Origin of the sequence: Cupriavidus pauculus, from assembly GCF_002858765.1 — a bacterium.
Lineage (GTDB): Bacteria > Pseudomonadota > Gammaproteobacteria > Burkholderiales > Burkholderiaceae > Cupriavidus > Cupriavidus pauculus_B.
Window position 1 is genome coordinate 640,566 of the sequence record NZ_PJRP01000001.1, and the last position, 20,989, is coordinate 661,554.

The 20,989-nt window shown below is 67.4% G+C and carries 17 protein-coding genes; 9 read left to right on the forward strand and 8 right to left on the reverse strand.

The window, feature by feature from the left end:
* Nucleotides 1–131: 131 nt before the first annotated feature.
* From CYJ10_RS02910 to CYJ10_RS02945, 8 genes are all read right to left on the reverse strand, one after another.
* Complete coding sequence (locus tag CYJ10_RS02910) at nt 132–737, reverse strand: nucleotidyltransferase family protein (RefSeq protein ID WP_101680039.1); 606 nt, start codon at nt 735–737, stop codon at nt 132–134.
* A complete protein-coding gene (locus CYJ10_RS02915; protein ID WP_101680040.1) occupies nt 734–1,783 on the reverse strand; it encodes an XdhC family protein in 1,050 nt (349 codons plus the stop codon). Before CYJ10_RS02915 ends, CYJ10_RS02910 begins: the two co-directional genes overlap by 4 nt.
* Nucleotides 1,756–2,343: a CoxG family protein gene (locus tag CYJ10_RS02920; protein ID WP_101680041.1), complete on the reverse strand. Its 588-nt coding sequence runs from the start codon at nt 2,341–2,343 to the stop codon at nt 1,756–1,758. Before CYJ10_RS02920 ends, CYJ10_RS02915 begins: the two co-directional genes overlap by 28 nt.
* Nucleotides 2,334–3,578, reverse strand: coding sequence for a vWA domain-containing protein (locus CYJ10_RS02925; protein ID WP_101680042.1), 1,245 nt, complete (start codon nt 3,576–3,578; stop codon nt 2,334–2,336). The genes CYJ10_RS02920 and CYJ10_RS02925 overlap by 10 nt, the downstream gene beginning before the upstream one ends.
* A 13-nt stretch (nt 3,579–3,591) precedes the next feature.
* Complete coding sequence (locus CYJ10_RS02930; protein WP_101680043.1) at nt 3,592–4,488, reverse strand: AAA family ATPase; 897 nt, start codon at nt 4,486–4,488, stop codon at nt 3,592–3,594.
* A 259-nt stretch (nt 4,489–4,747) separates the two neighbouring features.
* A complete protein-coding gene (locus CYJ10_RS02935; RefSeq protein ID WP_101680044.1) occupies nt 4,748–5,548 on the reverse strand; it encodes an FAD binding domain-containing protein in 801 nt (266 codons plus the stop codon).
* Between the two features lie 16 nt (nt 5,549–5,564).
* A complete protein-coding gene (locus tag CYJ10_RS02940; protein WP_101680045.1) occupies nt 5,565–7,949 on the reverse strand; it encodes a xanthine dehydrogenase family protein molybdopterin-binding subunit in 2,385 nt (794 codons plus the stop codon).
* A 12-nt stretch (nt 7,950–7,961) separates the two neighbouring features.
* The gene (locus tag CYJ10_RS02945) at nt 7,962–8,453 is read right to left on the reverse strand and encodes a (2Fe-2S)-binding protein (protein WP_101680046.1); all 492 of its coding nucleotides are present in this window, start codon (nt 8,451–8,453) and stop codon (nt 7,962–7,964) included.
* A gap of 256 nt (nt 8,454–8,709) precedes the next feature.
* Between CYJ10_RS02945 and CYJ10_RS02950 the strand changes: the two genes are divergently transcribed.
* The 9 genes from CYJ10_RS02950 to ubiB all read left to right on the forward strand — a co-directional run bounded on the left by CYJ10_RS02950 (nt 8,710) and on the right by ubiB (nt 20,734).
* Nucleotides 8,710–9,288, forward strand: coding sequence for a YqaA family protein (locus CYJ10_RS02950; protein ID WP_101680047.1), 579 nt, complete (start codon nt 8,710–8,712; stop codon nt 9,286–9,288).
* A 203-nt stretch (nt 9,289–9,491) separates the two neighbouring features.
* Nucleotides 9,492–13,466, forward strand: coding sequence for a DUF3683 domain-containing protein (locus CYJ10_RS02955; RefSeq protein WP_101680048.1), 3,975 nt, complete (start codon nt 9,492–9,494; stop codon nt 13,464–13,466).
* A gap of 9 nt (nt 13,467–13,475) precedes the next feature.
* The gene (locus CYJ10_RS02960; protein WP_101680049.1) at nt 13,476–13,910 is read left to right on the forward strand and encodes an HIT family protein; all 435 of its coding nucleotides are present in this window, start codon (nt 13,476–13,478) and stop codon (nt 13,908–13,910) included.
* 209 nt (nt 13,911–14,119) lie between these two features.
* Complete coding sequence (locus tag CYJ10_RS02965; RefSeq protein WP_101680050.1) at nt 14,120–16,030, forward strand: ABC transporter ATP-binding protein/permease; 1,911 nt, start codon at nt 14,120–14,122, stop codon at nt 16,028–16,030.
* 58 nt (nt 16,031–16,088) lie between these two features.
* A complete protein-coding gene (locus tag CYJ10_RS02970) occupies nt 16,089–16,505 on the forward strand; it encodes a gamma-butyrobetaine hydroxylase-like domain-containing protein (protein ID WP_101680051.1) in 417 nt (138 codons plus the stop codon).
* Nucleotides 16,506–16,527: 22 nt separating this feature from the next.
* On the forward strand, nt 16,528–17,259 hold the full coding sequence (gene ubiE, locus CYJ10_RS02975; protein ID WP_101680052.1) for a bifunctional demethylmenaquinone methyltransferase/2-methoxy-6-polyprenyl-1,4-benzoquinol methylase UbiE: 732 nt from the start codon (nt 16,528–16,530) through the stop codon (nt 17,257–17,259).
* A gap of 50 nt (nt 17,260–17,309) precedes the next feature.
* Nucleotides 17,310–18,305, forward strand: a complete 996-nt coding sequence (locus CYJ10_RS02980) for a Tim44 domain-containing protein (RefSeq protein ID WP_101680053.1) — start codon at nt 17,310–17,312, stop codon at nt 18,303–18,305.
* Nucleotides 18,306–18,421: 116 nt separating this feature from the next.
* Complete coding sequence (locus tag CYJ10_RS02985; protein WP_101680054.1) at nt 18,422–19,099, forward strand: ubiquinone biosynthesis accessory factor UbiJ; 678 nt, start codon at nt 18,422–18,424, stop codon at nt 19,097–19,099.
* Nucleotides 19,100–19,156: 57 nt separating this feature from the next.
* Nucleotides 19,157–20,734 (forward strand): ubiquinone biosynthesis regulatory protein kinase UbiB, encoded by a 1,578-nt coding sequence (ubiB, locus tag CYJ10_RS02990; protein WP_101680055.1) that lies wholly within the window; start codon nt 19,157–19,159, stop codon nt 20,732–20,734.
* The last annotated feature ends 255 nt before the right edge of the window (nt 20,735–20,989 follow it).

Consider the following 20,989-nt stretch of genomic DNA (forward strand, 5'->3'; position numbering starts at 1 on the left):
GTTTGCTCCCCTCTCCCATGCAATGGGAGAGGGGTTGGGGGAGAGGGCGTCGAGGTTCTGCTTGCCGACCCGTCGCATTTGGAACGGCCCGCCCTCTCCCCCGCAGGCGGGAGAGAGGAGTAAACCGCAAGTCAGCGCACGTCCCCCGGCAGGTCGATATCGCGGAACGCGCCGTCGTCGTCGGTCAGGATGCGGGTGACGGGGTGCGACTTCAGCAGCGCACGCGCGCCTTCGTCGCCGTCGAGCTTCAGCAGTTCGTCTTTCCAGGCCTCGCCGAATCCCACCGGATGCCCGCGCTGGCCGTCGCGCCACGGCGCCGCAATGGTGTCACGCGACGTGATGGTCAGGGCCACCGCGCGCACCAGTTCCATCGACAGCCACGGCATGTCGGCCAACGCCACCACCCAGCCGCGGGCATCGGCACAGGCCGCCACGCCCGCGCGCAGCGCCGCGCCCATGCCGGCCTCGGCTTCCGGGGCTTCCACCACCTTGCAGCCACCGCGCCGCAGTTCCTCGGCCAGTTCCGGTATGCCGGGGCGCACCACGGCAATCGAATTGGGCAGTCCGGCCGCCAGCGTGCGCGCGCTGCGCCAGGCCACGGTGCGGCCATCGGGCAGCTTTTCGAGCAGCTTGTTGCGCAGGCCGGCCGGGTCGAAACGCCGGCCGAAGCCGGCGGCCAGCAGGATGCCGGTGGGCAGGTCGCTCTGGATGAGCGGGGCGCGGGTGGACTTGCTCATGGCTGTGCGGCGGGGACGCCGCCGGGAAGGATCGGACAGTCGGCTTCGCCGGCCGCGATTTCGCGGGCGGCCTTGGCGCCTTCCACCTGGAGGATGTCGGGCAGCGATACGTGGTTCTTGGCGGCGACCACCTCGGCCAGGATCGAGATGGCGATCTCGGGCGGCGTGCGGCTGCCGATGTAGATGCCCACCGGGCCGTGCAGGCGGGCCAGTTGCAGTTCGGTCAGGTCGAATTCCTTGAGCCGCTCGCGCCGCGCCTGGTTGTTGCGGCGCGAACCCAGCGCGCCCACGTAGAACGCGGGCGTGCGCAGGGCTTCCATCAGCGCCAGGTCGTCCAGCTTCGGGTCGTGCGTGAGCGCGATCACCGCGCAGCGTTCGTCGAGCTGCATCGCCTCGACCGTGTCGTCGGGCATCGTGCGCACCATCGTCACGCCGGGGATATCCCACGTCTCGGTGTATTCCTCGCGCGGATCGCACACGGTGACCTGGAAGCCCAGGCCCACGGCAATCTGGCACAGGTACTTCGACAACTGGCCCGCGCCGATCACCAACATGCGGTAGCGCGGCCCGTGGATGGTCATCAGCGTCTGGCCGTCGAACGTCTGGCCGTCGGTCGCCACGGCGTGGCCCAGCGTGGCCCGCCCGGTGGCCATGTCCAGCGAGCGCGCCACCAGCCGGCCGCTTTCCACCGCCTGCAGCAGTTCCGCGAGGCCGCTGTGCGGCGCCAGCGGCTCGGCCACCAGTTCGATGGTGCCGCCGCAAGGCAGGCCGAAGCGATGGGCTTCTTCGGCGCTGATGCCGTACTTCATGGCTTCGGGGCGCGTCGCCTTGATGCCTTCCTTGTGCACGCGATAAATGATGTCGTCCTCGATGCATCCGCCCGAGACCGAGCCGACGACAAGGCCGTCGTCGCGTACTGCCAGCATCGCGCCTTCAGGCCGGGGCGACGAGCCCCATGTCCTGACCACCGTCACCAGCAATACGCCGTGTCCTTCCTGCTGCCACTTCACGCTGCTTTTCAGGACTTCGAGATCCACGCTGTCCATGATCGTTTCCGCTTCTTCGTCTGTTCCTCGCCACCGCCGTCGTCGCCTTTGTCGCCGTCTTCGGTGGCCTCGTTGCTCTGGCTGTCGTTGTCGCTGTCCGGCGCTTCGGCGTCGGCGGGGCTGCCGCCCACGGCCTCGGTGAAGCGCACGAAAAACGCATCGGCCATCTTGCGCGCGGCGGCATCCACCAGCCGCGAGCCAATCTGCGCGATCTTGCCGCCTACCTGCGCCTTCACCGCATAGGTGAGCAGCGTCTCGTCGCCTTCGGGGGTCAGCGTGACCGTGGCGGACCCCTTGCCGAAGCCGGCCGCGCCACCTTGTCCGTCGAACTGGATCGTGTAGCTGTCCGGCGCCTGGATGTCCTGCAGGGCCATGCGCCCCTTGAAGCGCGCCTTGACCGGCCCCACGGCGGCGGTCAGCGCAAGCTGGTAGGCATTTTCGCCATCGGGCTCGATGCTCTCACATCCGGGAATACATTGCTTGAGCAGGGCTATGTCGTTCAGCGCCTCCCATGCCACCTGTTGCGGCACGGGCAGGCGCTGGGTCTGGTTCATTTCCATGGCGGATTTCCTTGTCGGGGGGCGGTTTGTCTGTCCGGTGGCACGCGCGGTGGCCTGCCGGTGTCCGCCAGCAGCGTTTCCAGTGCCAGCAGGCTGTCGAGGTTGTGTGCCGGGCGCAGCGCGTCCACATGCGGCAGGATGGCCTGGATGCCGCGCGCCTGGGGCGCGAAGCCCGCGTAGCGCAGCAGCGGATTGAGCCACACGATGCGGTGCGCGAAGCGGCGCAGCCGGGCCATCTCCTGCGCCAGCAGGTCGATGTGTTCCAGGTCGATGCCATCGCTGACGAACAGCACGGTGGCGCGGCCGCCCAGCGTGCGGCGGGCCCATTGCCGGTTGAAGGCCGCCAGCGCGGCGCCGATGCGGGTGCCGCCGGCCCAGTCGCGCACCTGCTCGGCGATCAGGGTCACGGCGTCGTCGGGATCGCGTTCGCGCAGCGCCCGGGTGACGTTGGTCAGCCGTGTGCCGAACAGGAACACGTGCATGCGCTCGCGCGATTGCATCAGCGCATGGCAGAAGTACAGCACCGCGCGCGAGTACTGGCTCATGGAGCCCGAGATGTCGAGCAGCAGCACCACGGGCGGCTTGCGCTCGGCGTGCTTGCGGTATTTCCAGCGCAGCCATTCACCATGCTGGCGCACGGCCAGCCGCGCGCTGGCGCGCAGGTCGGCATGGGTGCCGCAGGCGGCGGCCCGGAGCCGGCGCGTCCGTTGCAGCGCCAGGTGGGCGCGGTGCGTACGCACCAGATGCTGCAGGGCACGCCATTCATCTGCGGAAAGCGTGTCGAAGTCGCGGCTCGCCAGACGCTCGCGGTCGGAGAAGGTCAGCGGCGCCGTGAAGCGTTCCTCGCGCATCGGCGGGTCGGGCCGGGCGGCGGCCGGCTGGCGCGCCGCCAGGGCATCGGCCAGGCGATTGCTGCGCTTGGGCGGCGGCGTGCCGGCATCCACGCGCGGCAGCAGCATCGCGCGCAGCTTGCCCTCCCAGTCAGGGTCACGCCAGAACAGGTCGAAGGCGGCATCGAACAGCGGCCGCTGGTCGGGGCCGGACAGCATCAACGCGGCCAGCGCGGCACGCACTTCGCTGCGGGCGCCGATGTCGACGTGGCGCAGCGCCTCCAGTGCGTCGACCGCGTGCGCGGGCGACAGGCCAAAGCCGGCATCGCGCAGCAGCCGCGTGAAATGGGTGACGTTGCGCGCCAGCATCGGCAAGGCGGTGGGGGGCGGTACGTCCTGCGGCATGTCCGGCTTCCTGTCAGCCAGCGGGCGTGGCGCCGGCCAGCAAGTCCGCGATGGTGGGGCCATCGGCGCGCGCCAGGTCGTCCTGGTACTTGAGCAGCACGCCCAGCGTGTTGCGCACCGATTGCGGATCGAGTTCGGTCACGCCAAGCGCGGCCAGCGCCCGGCACCAGTCGATGGCTTCGGCAATGCCCGGCGCCTTGAACAGGTCGATGCCACGCAGCCTGTGGATGAAGTCGACGGCCTGCTGCTGCAACGCCGCCGCGGCTTCGGGCGCACGGGCGGCCACGATCTGCAGTTCCCGGTCGCGTTCCGGGTAGCCCATCCACTGGTACAGGCAGCGCCGCTTGAGCGCGTCGTGAACCTCGCGCGTGCGGTTCGACGTGATGACGATCAGCGGCGGCCGCTCGGCGCGGATCACGCCGATCTCGGGGATCGACACCTGGTACTCGGACAGCACTTCGAGCAGGAAGGCCTCGAACGGCTCGTCGGCGCGGTCGATCTCGTCGATCAGCAGCACGCGCGGCACGTCGGGTCTGGCGGGGTCCGGCAGCAGTGATTCGAGCAGCGGGCGCTTGAGCAGGTAGTCGTCGTGGTAGAGCGACTGCTGCTCGGGCCGCTCGCCGCGCGCTTCGGCCAGGCGCAGCGCCATGATCTGACGCGGGTAGTCCCACTCGTAGAGGGCGCTGGCGGCGTCGAGCCCCTCATAGCACTGCAGCCGCAGCAGGCGCGTGCCGAGCATGGCGGCCATGGCCTGCGCCAGCGCCGTCTTGCCCACGCCCGGTTCGCCTTCCAGAAACAGCGGCCGCTGCATGCGCAGGGCCAGGTACAGCACCGTGGCGGTCTCGCGATCGGCGAAGTACTGCTGGGCTTCGAGCGAAGAGAGGGTCTGGTCGATGGAAGTGGGAAGCATGATTTCAACAACAAGCCGTAAGCGAAGCTGGGGGTTGTTTAACGGTCACCGCCGCCAGCCACGCCCGAGCGGATGCAGAAGATAGTGTCCTGGCTCCCTCTCCCCTCATGGGGAGAGGGCAGGGGAGAGGGGTGGTGCAACAAGGGGCCACATCCAGCGAAGCTGTCTGTGTGATCCAGCATGATGGTGCCCGACAGGCCCGCCCTCTCCCCCAGCCCCTCCCCCGCTTTGCGGGAGAGGGGAGCAAACCAAAGCGAAGCTACCCCTTCAGCGCCTGTTCCACCGCCCGGGCCGTCAGCACCGGAATCAGGTGCGCGCGGTACGCGGGCGACGCATGCAGGTCGCCGTTGAGGCCCGACGGATCGACCTTCACCGCCCGTGCCGCCGCCACCGTGAAGCTGGTGGTCAGCGCCTGCTCCAGCGCCGGCGCGCGGAACACGCTGTCGGCCGCGCCCGTCACCGCCACGCGTACCGACTGGCCGGTGCGCGCCACCATCACGCCCACCAGCGCGAAGCGCGACGCCGGGTTGCGGAACTTGATGTAGGCGGCCTTGTCGGGCACCGGGAACCGCACGGCCGTGATCAGTTCGTCAGGGGCCAGCGCGGTTTCGTAAAGGCCCTTGAAGAAGTCGTCTGCGGCGATGCTGCGGCGGTCGGTCACGACGGTGGCGTTCAGGCCGAGCACGGCCGCCGGGTAGTCGGCGGCGGGGTCATCGTTGGCCAGCGATCCGCCAATCGTGCCCATCGCCCGCACCTGGCGGTCGCCGATGCCGAAAGCCAGCGCCGCCAGCGCCGGAATGCGGCGCATGACCTCGGCGTTGGCGGCCACGTCGGCGTGGCGCGCGGCGGCACCGATCACCAGCTCGTTGCCCTGCACGGCGATGTCGGCGATGCCCGGGATGCGCGCGATGTCGACGAGCGTCGACGGGGCGGCCAGGCGCAGCTTCATGGCCGCCAGCAGGCTTTGCCCGCCGGCCAGGAACTTGGCGTCGCCATCGGCCTTGAGTTTGGCCACGGCCGAAGCGGCGTCCGTGGCGCGTTCGTACTGGAATGCGTACATGGTCGTCTCCCCCGGGTTACGCCGCGCTACCCTGCGCGGACTGAATGGCCTGCCACACGCGGTGCGGCGTGGCGGGCATCTGCACGTCGCGCACGCCCAGCGGCGACAGCGCGTCGACCAGCGCGTTGATGAACGCTGGTGGCGACCCGATGGCACCGGCCTCGCCGCAGCCCTTCACGCCCAGCGGATTGTGCGTGCAGGGCGTGCCGCTGGAGGTTTCCACCGTGAAGTCCGGCAGATCGCCGGCGCGCGGCATGGCGTAGTCCATATAGGAACCGGTCAGCAGCTGGCCGCTGTCGGGGTCGTAGATGCACTGCTCCAGCATCGCCTGGCCCAGGCCCTGGCCAATGCCGCCGTGGACCTGGCCCTCGACGATCATCGGGTTGATGACGTTGCCGAAGTCGTCCACCGCCGTGAACTTGACGACGTGCGACTCGCCCGTGTCGGGGTCGACCTCGACCTCGCAGATATAGGCGCCGGACGGATAGGTGAAGTTGGTCGGGTCGTAGAACGCGTTCTCGTTCAGGCCCGGTTCGAGCTTGTCGAGCGGATAGTTGTGCGGCACGTAGGCGGTGAGCGCCACCTCGCCAAAGGTCTTGGTGCGATCGGTGCCAGCCACGCGGAACACGCCGTCCTGGAACTCGATGTCGGCGTCGGACGCTTCCAGCAGGTGGGCGGCGATCTTCTTGGCCTTGGCCTCGATCTTGTCCAGCGCCTTCACGATGGCTGATCCGCCCACCGCCAGCGAGCGCGACCCGTAGGTGCCCATGCCGAACGGCACGCGGCCGGTGTCGCCATGCACGATCTCCACGGCGTCCAGCGCAATGCCGAGCCGGTCTGCCACGATCTGCGCGAACGTGGTTTCGTGGCCCTGCCCGTGGCTGTGCGAGCCGGTGAAGACGGTCACGGTGCCGGTAGGGTGTACGCGGATCTCGCCCACCTCGAACAGGCCCGCTCGCGCGCCAAGCGCGCCGGCGATGTTCGATGGGGCCAGTCCGCAGGCTTCGATGTAGCACGAGTAGCCAAGTCCGCGCAGCTTGCCGCGCTGCTTTGCGGCGTCGCGGCGCGCCGGAAAGCCGGCGACGTCGGCCAGTTCCTCGGCCCGCGCCAGGCAGGGCTCGTAGTCGCCGGTGTCGTAGGTCAGGCCCACGGGCGTGGCGTACGGGAAGGTGCGGATGAAGTTCTTGCGGCGCAGCGCGGCAGGGTCGGTGCCGGTTTCGTGCGCGGCGGCCTCGACCAGGCGCTCCACCACGTAGGTGGCTTCGGGGCGGCCCGCGCCGCGATAGGCGTCCACCGGCGACGTGTTCGTGAACACGGCCTTCACCTCGGCGTAGATGGCCGGGGTGGCGTACTGGCCGGCGAGCAGCGTGGCGTAGAGGATCGTCGGCACGCTGCTGGCGAAGGTGGACAGATACGCGCCCATGTTGGCCACCGTGTGCACGCGCATGGCAAGGAACTTGCCGTCGGCATCGAGCGCCAGTTCGGCCTTGGTCACGTGGTCGCGGCCGTGGGCGTCGGTCAGGAACGACTCCGATCGCTCGGCCGTCCACTTGATCGGCCGGCCGACCTTCTTCGACGCCCAGGTCAGCGCCACATCCTCCGGGTAGAGGAAGATCTTCGAGCCAAAGCCGCCACCGACGTCCGGCGCGATGATGCGCAGGCGCGATTCGGGCAGCCCCAGCACGAAGGCGCCCATCAGCAGGCGTTCCACGTGCGGGTTCTGGTTGGCGACGTAGACCGTGTAGCTGTCGTCCTGGCGGGTGTAGCTGGCGTTGACCGCGCGCGGCTCGATGGCGTTCGGGATCAGCCGGTTGTTGACGATCTCCAGCGTGGTCACGTGGGCAGCCTTGCCGAATGCGGCGTCGGTGGCGGCGCGGTCGCCGTGGCCCCAGGTGTAGCAGGTGTTGGCCGGTACGTCGTCGTGGACCAGCGTGGACGATGCGGCGGCATCGGCCGGACTGACCACGGCGGGCAACTCGTCGTAGTCGACCACGACCATTTCGGCCGCGTCGCGCGCCTGCTGCAGCGATTCGGCAATCACCACCGCTACCTGGTCGCCGACGTGGCGAACCTTGCCGTGGGCCAAGGCAGGGTGGGGCGGCTCTTTCATCGGCGAGCCGTCGATGCTGTGGATCAGCCAGCCGCAGGGCAGGCCGCCCACCTTGTCGCCGGCCATGTCATCGCCGGTGAGCACGGCGATGACGCCGGGCGCTGCCAGGGCCTCCGTGGTGTCGATCGACCGGATGCGCGCGTGAGCGTGGGGCGAGCGCACGAAGTAGCCGTAGCTCTGGTGCGGCAGCGTGACGTCGTCGGTGTACTGGCCGTTGCCGGTCAGGAAGCGGTAGTCTTCCTTGCGGCGCACGGGCGTGCCGACGAACGGGTGCTTTTCGGGTGCATTCATGACGGGCCTCCCTTATTCGGCGCTGACCGCGGTGCGGTCGCCCATGGCGGCCTGGCCCTGCTGCACCGCACGCACGATGTTGTGATAGCCGGTGCAGCGGCACAGGTTGCCTTCGAGCTGGTCGCGGATGGCCTGGGCATCGGCATTCGGCTGCTGCTGCAGCAGCGACGTGGCCGCCATCACCATGCCCGGCGTGCAGAAGCCGCATTGCAGGCCGTGGCATTCGCGGAACGCCTGCTGCATCGGGTGCATCTCGCCGTTGGCGGCCAGGCCCTCGATAGTGGTCACGCTGGTCCCGTCCGCCTGGACTGCCAGTATGTTGCAGGACTTCACGGCGCGGCCGTCCAGATGGACGGTGCAGGCGCCGCACTGGGCGGTGTCGCAGCCCACGTGGGTGCCGGTCAGGCGAAGCTGCTCGCGCAGGAACTGGACCAGAAGGGTGTTGGGTTCGACCTGCGCGTCAACGGGCTTGCCGTTGACCGTCAGGCGGATCGGAATCGCCATGCTTGTCTCCATGTGGGGTGGTGCGCGCATGGCCAGCTCCGCCGATCCCCGAATGTAGAGTGCGCGGGACGGGCCACGACGCGGTACTGCCGCTTGGTTGAGACGGCTATTTCGTGATATTGGTGCTGCCGGGTTTGCCCGGTCTTGCGGCGGAATGAACGATCCGCCGCCACAGGCTCTAAAAGTAAATCACAAAACCTTCGGTGCTGCCATGCGGGTTCCCCTGCCCTGAGCGGCCTGTCCAACGTCCCCACGCATGGAAGCCTTCATCGACTGGCTGTTCGAGACCGTAGCCCTGCCCAAGGTCGGGCTGCCGGCCATTTTCGTGGTCAGCCTGGTGTCGGCCACGCTGCTGCCGCTGGGTTCGGAGCCGGCCGTGTTTGGCTACGTGAAGCTCAATCCGGACCTGTTCTGGCCGGCGATACTGGTGGCCACGGCCGGCAACACGCTGGGCGGCGCCATCGACTGGTGGCTCGGGTACGCCGCCAAGCTGGCGGTGGTGCGTTACCGGCAACGGCGACAGTTGCACGAGCACGAGCGCGAACATGCCGAGCACCGCACGCACCCGCGCAAGCGGCACAAGCCCAGGCTGGACGCCAAATACTTCCGCTGGATGCGCCGCTACGGCCCGCCGACGATGCTGTTTTCGTGGCTGCCCGGGATTGGTGATCCACTGTGCACTTTGGCCGGCTGGCTGCGGCTGCCGTTCTGGCACAGCCTGTTCTATATGGCGATCGGCAAGTTCCTGCGCTACCTGGCGATGACCGCCAGCCTGCTGTGGATCCCCGATTCCTTCTGGCACGGCGTGGCCGAGGCGGTCCGGCAGTGGTTCTAGGGCGGCGGGCGGGGAGGTGGCCCGGAAATGCCTAAAATGCGGCAAATTGCATGCAATCCGTGCTGATTCCCGACATTTTCAGGGGTTATTCCCCCAAAACGCCCATGTTGCGGCGCGGCGAAACTGGGCGTTGCAGTACAATCGCCCTTTAATGACGATAATCGCGCACCGTCCCCGTGCGCAGCTTCAAAGCGGTCCCGCCCATGAACGCCCCACTCGTGCTCGATGCCAAGCTCGCCGCGCAGGACGCCCCGCCGCGCCTGCGTGAGATCCCCTATAACTACACGTCGTTTTCGGATCGCGAGATTGTCATCCGTCTGCTTGGCGAGGAAGCCTGGCGCATTCTTGACGAACTGCGCGGCGAACGCCGTACCGGCCGGTCGGCCCGCATGCTCTACGAGGTGCTGGGCGATATCTGGGTGGTTCGCCGCAATCCCTACCTGCAGGATGACCTGCTCGAAAATCCCAAGCGCCGCCAGATGCTGGTCAGCGCGCTGCACCATCGCCTGAACGAAATCGAGAAACGCCGCGCCGCCGACCGTGCCGAGCACGCCGAGCCCGCCGCCGAAGACCGTTCGCACCGCGTGGAGCAGCTGGTCGTGTTCGCCAAGCAGGCGATCGAGGCGTTCCAGCAGGAATTCGCCGACGCCTACGCGCTGCGCAAGCGCACCCAGCGCGTGCTGGGCAAGGTGACCCAGAAGGACAACATCAAGTTCGACGGCCTGTCGCGCGTGTCGCACGTGACCGATGCCACCGACTGGCGCGTGGAATACCCGTTCGTGGTGCTGACCCCGGACACCGAGGAAGAGATTGCCGGGATGGTCAAGGGCTGCTTCGAGCTGGGCCTAACCATCATTCCGCGCGGAGGCGGCACCGGCTACACCGGCGGCGCCGTGCCGCTGACGCCGTTCGCGGCCGTCATCAACACCGAAAAGCTGGAACAGCTGGACGCGGTGGAGATGACCGACCTGCCCAACGTGCCGCACAAGGTGGCGACGATCTTCTCGGGCGCCGGCGTGGTGACGCGCCGCGTGGCCGATGCCGCCGACAAGGCTGGCCTGGTGTTCGCGGTGGACCCGACGTCGATCGATGCATCGTGCATCGGCGGCAACGTGGCCATGAACGCGGGCGGCAAGAAGGCCGTGCTGTGGGGCACGGCACTGGACAACCTGGCGTGGTGGCGCATGGTCGATCCCGAGGGCAACTGGCTCGAGATCACCCGCATGGACCACAACCTGGGCAAGATCCACGACGTGCCGGTAGCCACGTTCGAGCTGAAGTGGTCAGACGGCGATCGCAAGCCGGGCGAGAAGGTGCTGCGCACCGAGACGCTGGCCATCGAGGGCCGCAAGTTCCGCAAGGAAGGCTTGGGCAAGGACGTCACCGACAAGTTCCTGGCCGGCCTGCCCGGCGTGCAGAAGGAAGGCTGCGACGGCATCATCACCAGCGCACGCTGGATCCTGCACCGCATGCCGAAGCACATCCGCACGGTGTGCCTGGAGTTCTTCGGCCAGCCGCGCGACGCCATCCCCAGCATCGTCGAGATCAAGGACTTTCTGGACGCCGAATCGAAGCGCGAGGGTGGGGCGATCCTGGCCGGCCTGGAACACCTGGACGAGCGCTATCTGCGCGCGGTGGGCTACGCCACCAAGAGCAAACGCAACGCCTTCCCGAAGATGGTGCTGATCGGCGATATCGTCGGCGACGACGAAGACGCTGTGGCGCGTGCCACCTCGGAAGTGATTCGCATGGCCAACGGCAAGAGCGGCGAAGGCTTTATCGCCGTGAGCCCCGAGGCCCGCAAGAAGTTCTGGCTCGACCGGTCGCGCACGGCCGCCATCGCGCGCCACACCAACGCCTTCAAGATCAACGAAGACGTGGTGATTCCGCTGCCCCGCATGGGCGAGTACACGGACGGCATCGAGCGCATCAACATCGAGCTGTCGACCAAGAACAAGCTCAAGCTGGTGGACGAGCTGGAGGCATTCTTCGCGCGTGGCAACCTGCCGCTGGGTCGCAGCGACGATGCCAACGAGATTCCGAGCGCCGAGTTGCTGGAAGATCGCGTGCAGCACGCGCTGACGCTGCTGCGCGAGATCCGCGCGCGCTGGCGCTACCTGGAGGACCATCTCGATACGCCGCTGCAGACGGCCCGCGCATCGCTGATCGGCCACGGCCTGGGCCTGCTGGGCCCGGCCTTCGAGCAGCGCCTGCAGAGCCAGCCGGACGCCACGGTGTTCCACCTGATGCAGGACCGCACGATCCGCGTGAGCTGGAAGAGCGAGATCCGTGCCGAACTGCGCAAGATCTTCAACGGCGGCGAGTTCAAGCCGATCCTGGACGAGGCGCAGAAGATCCACAAGCAGGTGCTGCGCGGCCGCGTGTTCGTGGCGCTGCACATGCACGCCGGCGACGGCAACGTGCACACGAACATCCCCGTCAACTCGGACGACTACGACATGCTGCAGGACGCGCACCGCGCGGTGGCCCGCATCATGGACCTGGCCCGTTCGCTGGACGGCGTGATTTCGGGCGAGCACGGCATCGGCATCACCAAGCTCGAATTCCTGACCGAGGACGAGATCGGCGAATTCCGCGAGTACAAGCAGCGCGTGGACCCGCAGGGCCGCTTCAACAAGGGCAAGCTGCTGCCGGGCGCCGACCTGCGCAACGCGTACACGCCGTCGTTCGGCCTGATGGGGCATGAGTCCATCATCATGCAGCAGAGCGACATCGGCGCCATTGCCGACAGCGTGAAGGACTGCCTGCGATGCGGCAAGTGCAAGCCCGTGTGCGCCACGCACGTACCGCGCGCCAACCTGCTGTACAGCCCGCGCAACAAGATCCTGGCCACGTCGCTTCTGGTAGAGGCGTTCCTGTACGAGGAACAGACGCGCCGCGGCGTGTCGATCAAGCACTGGGACGAGTTCTCGGACGTGGCCGACCACTGCACGGTCTGCCACAAGTGCGTGACGCCGTGCCCGGTCAAGATCGACTTCGGCGACGTGTCGATGAACATGCGCAACCTGCTGCGCAAGATGGGCCAGAAGAAGTTCAACCCGGGCACCGCCGCGTCGATGTTCTTCCTGAACGCGACCAACCCGCAGACGATCAACATGACCCGCGCGGCCATGATCGGCTGGGGCTACAAGGCGCAGCGCCTGGGCAACGAGGTGCTCAAGAAGTTTGCGAGGAAGCAGACCCAGCATCCGCCCGCCACGGTTGGCAAGCCGCCGGTGCAGGAGCAGGTGATCCACTTCATCAACAAGAAGATGCCGGGCAACCTGCCCAAGAAGACGGCGCGCGCGCTGCTCGATATCGAAGACAACGAGATCGTGCCGATCATCCGCAACCCGAAGACGACCACGGCCGAGACCGAAGCCGTGTTCTACTTCCCGGGCTGCGGGTCGGAGCGCCTGTTCTCGCAGGTGGGGCTGGCCACGCAGGCGATGCTCTGGCATGTGGGCGTGCAGACCGTGCTGCCGCCGGGCTACCTGTGCTGCGGCTATCCGCAGCGCGGCGCCGGGCAGTACGACAAGGCCGAAAAGATGGTCAGCGACAACCGCGTGCTGTTCCACCGCGTGGCCAATACGCTGAACTACCTCGACATCAAGACCGTGGTGGTCAGTTGCGGCACGTGCTACGACCAGCTGGCCGGGTATGAGTTCGACAAGATCTTCCCGGGCTGCCGCATCATCGACATCCACGAGTACCTGCTGGAAAAGGGTGTGAAGCTGGAGGGCGTGACCGGTACGCGCTACATGTACCACGACCCCTGCCACACTCCGATCAAGACGATGGACCCGACGAAGCTGGTGAACGACCTGATGGGCGGGAACCAGGGCGGCGGCAAGATCGAGAAGAACGAGCGCTGCTGCGGGGAATCGGGCACGCTGGCCGTGACGCGTCCGGATGTGTCGACGCAGATCCGCTTCCGCAAGGAAGAGGAAATGCGCCGCGGCGCCGACAAGCTGCGCACCGACGACTTCAACGGCGACGTCAAGATCCTGACCAGCTGTCCGTCGTGCCTGCAGGGCCTGTCGCGCTACAACGAGGATGCGTCGGTATCGGCCGACTACATCGTCGTGGAGATGGCCAAGCACCTGCTGGGCCAGAACTGGATGCCCGAGTACGTGGCCCGCGCCAACGCCGGCGGCATCGAGCGCGTGCTGGTGTAAGCCATCGCCATGAACCGGGTTCCCAACTGTCCCCTGTGCGAAGCCGACGGCGGCGAACTGCTCTGGATGGGCGACCGCGCGCGCGTGATCCTGGTCGAGCACGACCGCTTTCCGGGATTCTGCCGCGTGGTCTGGAACGACCACGCCGCCGAGCTGACCGACCTGGACGATGCCGACCAGGCCTGGCTGATGCGGCTGGTGGCGCGCGTCGAGCGCGTGGTGCGTGAAGTCATGACGCCGGACAAGGTCAACCTGGCCGCGTTCGGCAACATGGTGCCGCACCTGCACTGGCACATCATTCCGCGCTACCGCTGGGATACCCATTTTCCGGAAGCCGTCTGGGCCGCGCCCCAACGGGCCGCCGACGCGGCGCGCATTGCCGAGCTGGGCCTCCGGCTGCCGGCGCTGCGCACGGCACTTTCGGTGCTGGCCGATTCGGACTGACGCGGTGCGGCCGTCGACCGGCAACCGGCCGGCGGCCCGCTGCCGACGACTGCCGACCGTTATTGACCGCGTCCGCTGCAATTCTTCCCGTCCCCTTGTAAAGTGCCGTAGCAGTCTGGTACGGAACCCGCCCGCCCGGCGGTGCGTCTGACTCCGGTCGAACAACAACATGCCCGCCGGCCTCGCGCGGCGGGCCAACCGCTGGCGCCATGTCATCCACACCGTCGTCCGTAATCGTGCCCGGTCCTGCCGTACCCGCCGAGGCCCTCAAGAACCAGAGCCGGCTGCGCATGGCGGCCACCTGGGCGCTGATCAAGCCGTACTGGAGTTCGGAAGACCGCAAGGCCGGCCTGGGGCTGCTGACGCTGGTCGTGGCGCTGAACCTGGGCATCGTCTATATCAACGTGCTGCTCAACGAGTGGAACCGCGTGTTCTACAACGCCATCGAGCAGCGCGACTTCGTTTCGTTCAAGGCGCTGCTGCTGCGGTTTTCGTGGATCGCCGCCTGCTTCATCGTGCTGGCGATCTCGCGCCAGTACTACCAGATGATGCTGCAGATGCGCTGGCGCACCTGGATGACCGGCACCTTCATGCAACGCTGGCTCGGGCACCAGGCTTATTACCGGATCGAGCAGACCCATTCGACCGACAACCCCGACCAGCGGCTGGCCGATGACCTGCGCCAGTTCACCGATGGCGCGCTGACGCTGTCGATGGGCCTGCTCAACTCGGCGGTGACGCTGGTGTCGTTCATCGGCATCCTCTGGGTGGTGTCCGGCCCGATCACGCTGGCGCTGGGCGGCACGGACCTGACGATCCCCGGCTACATGGTCTGGTTTGCCATCGGCTACGCGGTGGCGGGCTCGCTGATTGCCCACTTCGTGGGGCGGCCGCTGATCGGCCTGTCGTTCCAGCAGGAACAGTACGAGGCCAACTTCCGTTTCATGCTGGTGCGCCTGCGCGAGAACAGCGAGCCGGTGGCGCTCTATCGGGGCGAACCGACCGAGCAGGCCGGCCTGCGCGCCCGTTTCGAGCGGATCCGGGCGAACTGGAACCAGCTCATGCGCTATACCCGGCGCCTGACCTTCGTGAACTCCGGCTACGGTCAGTTCGCGATCATCTTCCCGCTGCTGGTGGCCGCGCCGCGTTACTTCTCCGGCAAGCTGACGCTGGGCGGCCTCATGCAGATCAATTCGGCGTTCGGCCAGGTGCAGGGCGCGCTGTCGTGGTTCGTCGACAGCTATTCGACGCTGGTCGGCTGGAAGGCCGCCGCCAACCGTCTGATCGACTTCCAGGACGCCATGCGCGTGGCCGAGCGCCAGGACCTGACGCACGAAGGGCCGGGCGATATCGAGGTGGTGCAGTCCGCCAGCCCGTCCGCAGGCGATATCTCGATCAGCGGCCTGGCCCTGGCGCTGCCGGTGCGCGGCGGGCTGGACGTGGACGAGGAAGGGATCGATCCCGACCGTCACCCGGGGCAGCGCCCGCTGGTGGCGCCGTTCTCGCTGTCGATCGCACCGGGCGAGCGCTGGCTGGTGCATGGGCCGTCAGGATGCGGCAAGAGCGTGCTGTTCCGCGCGCTGGCCGGCATCTGGCCCTATGGCAGCGGGCGCATCACGGTGCCGCACCGGCGCATGCTGTTCCTGCCGCAGCGCAGCTACCTGCCGATCGGCACGCTGGCCGACGCGCTGTCGTATCCCGACGCCGGCAACAGCCATTCGCGCGAGACGCTGGTCGCCGTGCTGCGCAAGGCGCGGCTGGGCATGCTGACCAAGCATCTGGACGTGTTCGACAACTGGTCGCTGCGGCTGTCGCCCGGCGAGCAGCAGCGGCTGGCCTTCGCCCGGGCGCTGCTGCAGAAGCCCGAGTACCTGTTCCTGGACGAGGCTACGAGTGCGCTGGACGAGGAAACCGAGCGCGCGATGTACCAGCTGATGGTGGACGAACTGCCCGGCGCCGCGATCGTGAGCATCGCGCACCGCAGCACCGTGGCGGCCTTCCACGGCCGGCGCCTGCGCTATGTGCCGGTGGGCCCTGGCGCCGACGAAAGTGGCGGCGGCCCGCGGGATGGGCAAGGCGAGGGGGGTGGAGTAAGCTATCGGGTCGTACAAGACGCATGACGGCGCCGCTGTAACGGCCCCTCCCGGGGTTGCCAAGCGGGCGCCGCAACCATACATCATGGCTGGCCTGGACAAAGATACTCCTCACCCCACCGCACTGACCGTCCACACGCAGTCGCGCGTGCTGGAAATCGGCTTCGACAATGGCCGCACGTGGCGGCTGCCGTTCGAGTTGCTGCGCGTATACTCGCCCTCCGCCGAAGTCCAGGGCCACGGCCCTGGCCAGGAAACGCTGCAGACCGGCAAGCGCCACGTGGGTATCGCGGCGGTGGAGCCGGTGGGCAACTATGCGATCCAGATCCGCTTCGACGACGGCCACGACACGGGCATCTACACGTGGGAACTGCTGTACCGCCTGGGCGACCAGCAGGACATGTTGTGGGACGGCTACCTGAAGCGGCTGGAAGCTGCCGGGCTGGACCGCGATGCGCCGATGCCGGCGGCCGGCGGCCACGCATGCGGCCATCATCACTGAATCAAGTACCTGGAGTCTGAGAATGAGCGAAACCCACTTCGGGTTCGACAAGGTCGACGAAGCGGAAAAGGCGGGCAAGGTTGCCGGCGTGTTCCACTCGGTGGCCAGCAAATACGACGTGATGAACGACCTGATGTCCGGTGGCATGCACCGCGTCTGGAAGATCTTCACGATTGCTCAGGCCAATGTGCGGCCGGGCCAGAAGGTGCTGGACATCGCCGGCGGCACGGGCGACCTGGCCAAGGCCTTCGCGAAACAGGCCGGCCCGAAGGGCGAGGTCTGGCTGACCGACATTAACGAGTCGATGCTGCGCGTGGGCCGCGACCGCCTGCTGGACAAGGGCGTCGTCACGCCGGTGGCGCTGTGCGACGCCGAGCGGATCCCGTTCCCGGACAATTACTTCGACCTGGTCACGGTGGCCTTCGGCTTGCGCAACATGACGCACAAGGACCGCGCCCTGGCCGAGATGCGCCGCGTGGTCAAGCCGGGCGGCAAGGTGATGGTGCTGGAATTCTCCAAGGTCTGGAAGCCGCTCGAGAAAATCTACGACGTCTATTCTTTCAAGGTGCTCCCCTGGCTGGGCGAGCGCGTAGCTGGGGATGCCCCGAGCTATCGCTATCTCGCAGAATCGATCAGAATGCATCCAGACCAGGGTTCACTTGTACGCTTGATGGAACAAGTTGGACTCGAACAAGTCGAATACTTCAACCTGACGGCCGGAGTCGTGGCGCTCCATGTCGGGAGAAAGTACTAATTCGCCATGTTCGGCCAATGATGGCCGAAAATGACAGGGGAAAAGCTCAAATGTCTTCTTTTCGTGGAAAATTCCTGGCGGCCGCACTGATGGTGACGGTGGCCATGGGGGCAGCACTCGACGCCAATGCGAAACGCCTCGGCGGATCGCGCAGTGTCGGCAAGCAATCGTCGAGCGTGACGCAGCAGCGTCAGGCCACGCCGCCGCAACAGAATGCGCCGGCCCAGCAGCAGCCCGCGCAGCAGGCAGCCCCGGCGACCGCCGGCGCTGCGGGTGGCGCAGCGGCTGCGGCACCGAAGCGTAACTGGGGTGGCATGCTCGGCGGCCTGGCGGCCGGCCTGGGCCTGGGTTACCTGCTGTCGCACTTCGGTTTGGGTGGCGCGGCGGCCAGCTTCCTGGCCAATGTGATCATGTTCGCCGTGATCGCAATGATCGCCCTGTGGCTGTTCCGCAAGTTCCGTGGTGGCTCGGCCCGTTCGCAGACGCCGGCCTACGCCGGCATGGGCGGCAACGGTAACAGCTCGCCGTTCGGCGGCACGGCGCGCAACGCCGAGCCGACGCTCCGCCAGGCCGAACCGGCGCAGCCGGCCGGCTACAACGGCGCGGCGGCCAACCCGGTCATGGGCGGCGCGGCCGCTGGTGCTGCCGCCGCGGCGGTGCAACAGCCATGGGGCGTGCCGGCCGACTTCGACACCGAAGCCTTCCTGCGCAACGCCAAGGTTCACTACGTGCGCCTGCAGGCCGCGTGGGACGCCGGCAACCTGGACGACATCCGCGAATTCACCACGCCGGAAATGTTCGCCGAGATCAAGATGGACCTGTCCGAGCGCGGCGAAGCGCTCAACAAGACCGATGTGGTCACGCTCGACGCCCAGTTGCTGGGCATCGAAAACACGCCGGCCCAGCACATTGCCAGCGTACGTTTCTCGGGCATGATCCGCGAGACTGCCGGCGAGGCGGCGCAGCCGTTCGGCGAAGTCTGGAACCTGGCCAAGTCGGTGTCCGGCGGCGGCTGGCTGCTGGCCGGTATCCAGCAGGAATCCTGAGCGGCGCGTCCGCCGCCGCATGGATGACATGAAGCGGCGGCCGAGTAGCTTAGAATGGAGGCCCACGTACGCGTGGGCCTTTTTTATTGGGCAGACCTGCCCGGAACCCGGACGCCATGAACGCATTGCCGACACCCCTGGCCGCGCCGATCGTCGCCGCACTGAATCACCTGATCGAACAGGAGCCCTGGGCCTGCGGCCTGTTGGTGCCATTTGCCGGCCGCGTCATCCGGTTCGACGCCGCGGCATTCGCGTTGTCCCTGCGGATCACGGACCAGGGCGGCATCGACCAGGCGGCTGAAGCCGACACGCCTGCCGTGACGCTGCGGGTGCCGTTGCAGCAATGGCCGCTGGTGGTGGCCGACGTGGCCGAGGGCGGCCAGGCTGCTGCCATGCGCCATGTGCGGATCGATGGCGATGCGGAACTGGCCAACGCGGTGTCGACGCTGGCGCGCAACCTGCGCTGGGATGCGGCTGAAGACCTGTCCCGCGCGCTGCGTGGCGTGATGGGCGGCCCGGTCAGCGACAGCGTGGCCCAGCGGGTGGTGGACGGCGCGCGCCAGGTGCATGAAAGCGCCACGCGCGTGGGCCGGGCGCTGCTCGACAACGTGACCGAATACCTGCTCGACGAACAGCCGACCCTGGTGCGCCATGCCGCGCTGGACGGGTTTGGCGTCGACGTGGCGCGTGTGCGGGACGACCTGGCGCGGCTGGAAAAGCGGCTCGAACGCCTGGAACGCACGGGTGGGCAGGGGGAGGGGGCTTCGGGCCAGCTTCCGTCGGCCCACCGTTAATCGCCATGTCACTCTTCGCTGCCGCATCGCGCGGCGCCGTCTTCTGAAAATCCCCGCATGACCCGCCTGCTGCGTCTCTGCAAGATTGTCTTCGTCATCCTTTACTACGGGCTCGACGAGCTAGTGCTGTCCGGCTTCAAGAGCCGGCGCATCAAGTTCCTGGTGCGCGTGATCACCATCGGCCGCAAGCTGGAACAGCCGCGCGGCGAGCGTTTGCGCCTGGCGCTGACAACCCTGGGGCCGATCTTCGTCAAGTTCGGCCAGGTGTTGTCGACCCGGCGCGACCTGATGCCGCCCGATATCGCCGACGAACTGGCCAAGCTGCAGGACCAGGTGCCGCCGTTCGATTCGGCGGTGGCCGTGAAGATCATCGAAAAGTCGCTGGGCCGCTCGCTGGACCAGCTGTACGACAACTTCGAGCACCAGCCCGTGGCCAGCGCGTCGATTGCTCAGGTTCACTTCGCCACGCTGCGCGGCGGCCCGAACCATGGCCGCGAGGTGGCCGTGAAGGTACTGCGCCCCGGCATGCTGCCCGTGATCGACAGCGACCTGGCGTTGATGCGCGACATGGCCACCTGGCTGGAGCGCGTATGGGTCGATGGCCGTCGCCTGAAGCCGCGCGAAGTGGTGGCCGAATTCGACAAGTACCTGCACGACGAGCTGGACCTGATGATCGAGGCGGCCAACGCCAGCCAGCTGCGCCGCAACTTTGCCGACAGCGACCTGCTGTGCGTGCCCGAGGTGTTCTGGGACTGGTGTACCGGCACCGTCTTCACGATGGAGCGCATGCATGGCATCCCCATCTCGCGCACCGAATCGCTCAAGGCCGCTGGCGTCGACATGCACAAGCTGGCCGAGGAAGGTGTGGAGATCTTCTTTACGCAGGTGTTCCGCGACGGCTTCTTCCATGCCGACATGCACCCGGGCAACATCCTGGTGTCGGTGCAGCCGGAGACCTTTGGCCGGTATATCGCGCTGGACTTCGGCATCGTCGGCGCGCTGTCCGAGTTCGACAAGAACTACCTGGCGCAGAACTTCATCGCCTTCTTCCGTCGCGACTACCACCGTGTGGCGTTGCTGCACGTGGAATCGGGCTGGGTGCCCTCGGAGACGCGTGTCGAGGAGCTGGAATCGGCGGTGCGCGCGTGCTGCGAACCCTATTTCGACAAGCCGCTGCGCGAAATCTCGCTGGGCATGGTGCTGATGCGCCTGTTCCAGACGTCACGCCGGTTCAACGTCGAAATCCAGCCGCAGCTGGTGCTGCTGCAGAAGACGCTGCTCAATATCGAGGGCCTGGGCCGCCAGCTGGACCCCGATCTCGACCTCTGGAAGACCGCCAAGCCGTTCCTGGAGCGCTGGATGTACGAGCAGGTCGGCTGGCAGGGCGCGTGGGAGCGCGTCAAGGTCGAGGCGCCGCAATGGGCGAAGATGCTGCCCGACTTCCCGCGCCTGGCGCACCAGTTCCTGGAGCGCCGCGCGCTGCTGAATAACGGCGAACAGGAGCGGCTGCTGACCCAGCTGGTGCATGAGCAGCGCCGTACCAACCGGCGGCTTTCCACCGCGCTGATGCTGGTGGGCGGGTTCCTGGCCGGTATCGTGATCGTCCAGGCGCTGGCCTGGGCGGGCTACTGGTAACCCTGCGCCAGATGCCGTGCGCCCCACGCTGCACCGTGCCGGTGCGAGTGTGGGGATTTGACCGCGCCCCGGGGAATTTTTTTCGTCCCGGGGAGTCTGCGTCGCTATAATCCGCGTTTTGATTCGGCTACGACCGCCTATGCCCCTCCCGGGCGCCCGCGGCCCCGACCGATGAATTGGACTCCGGGCGGAGTCGGCCTGGTACGTTCCAGGCATCCGGCCGGCATTCGGTTTTTCGCCACCAGGGCATTTCTG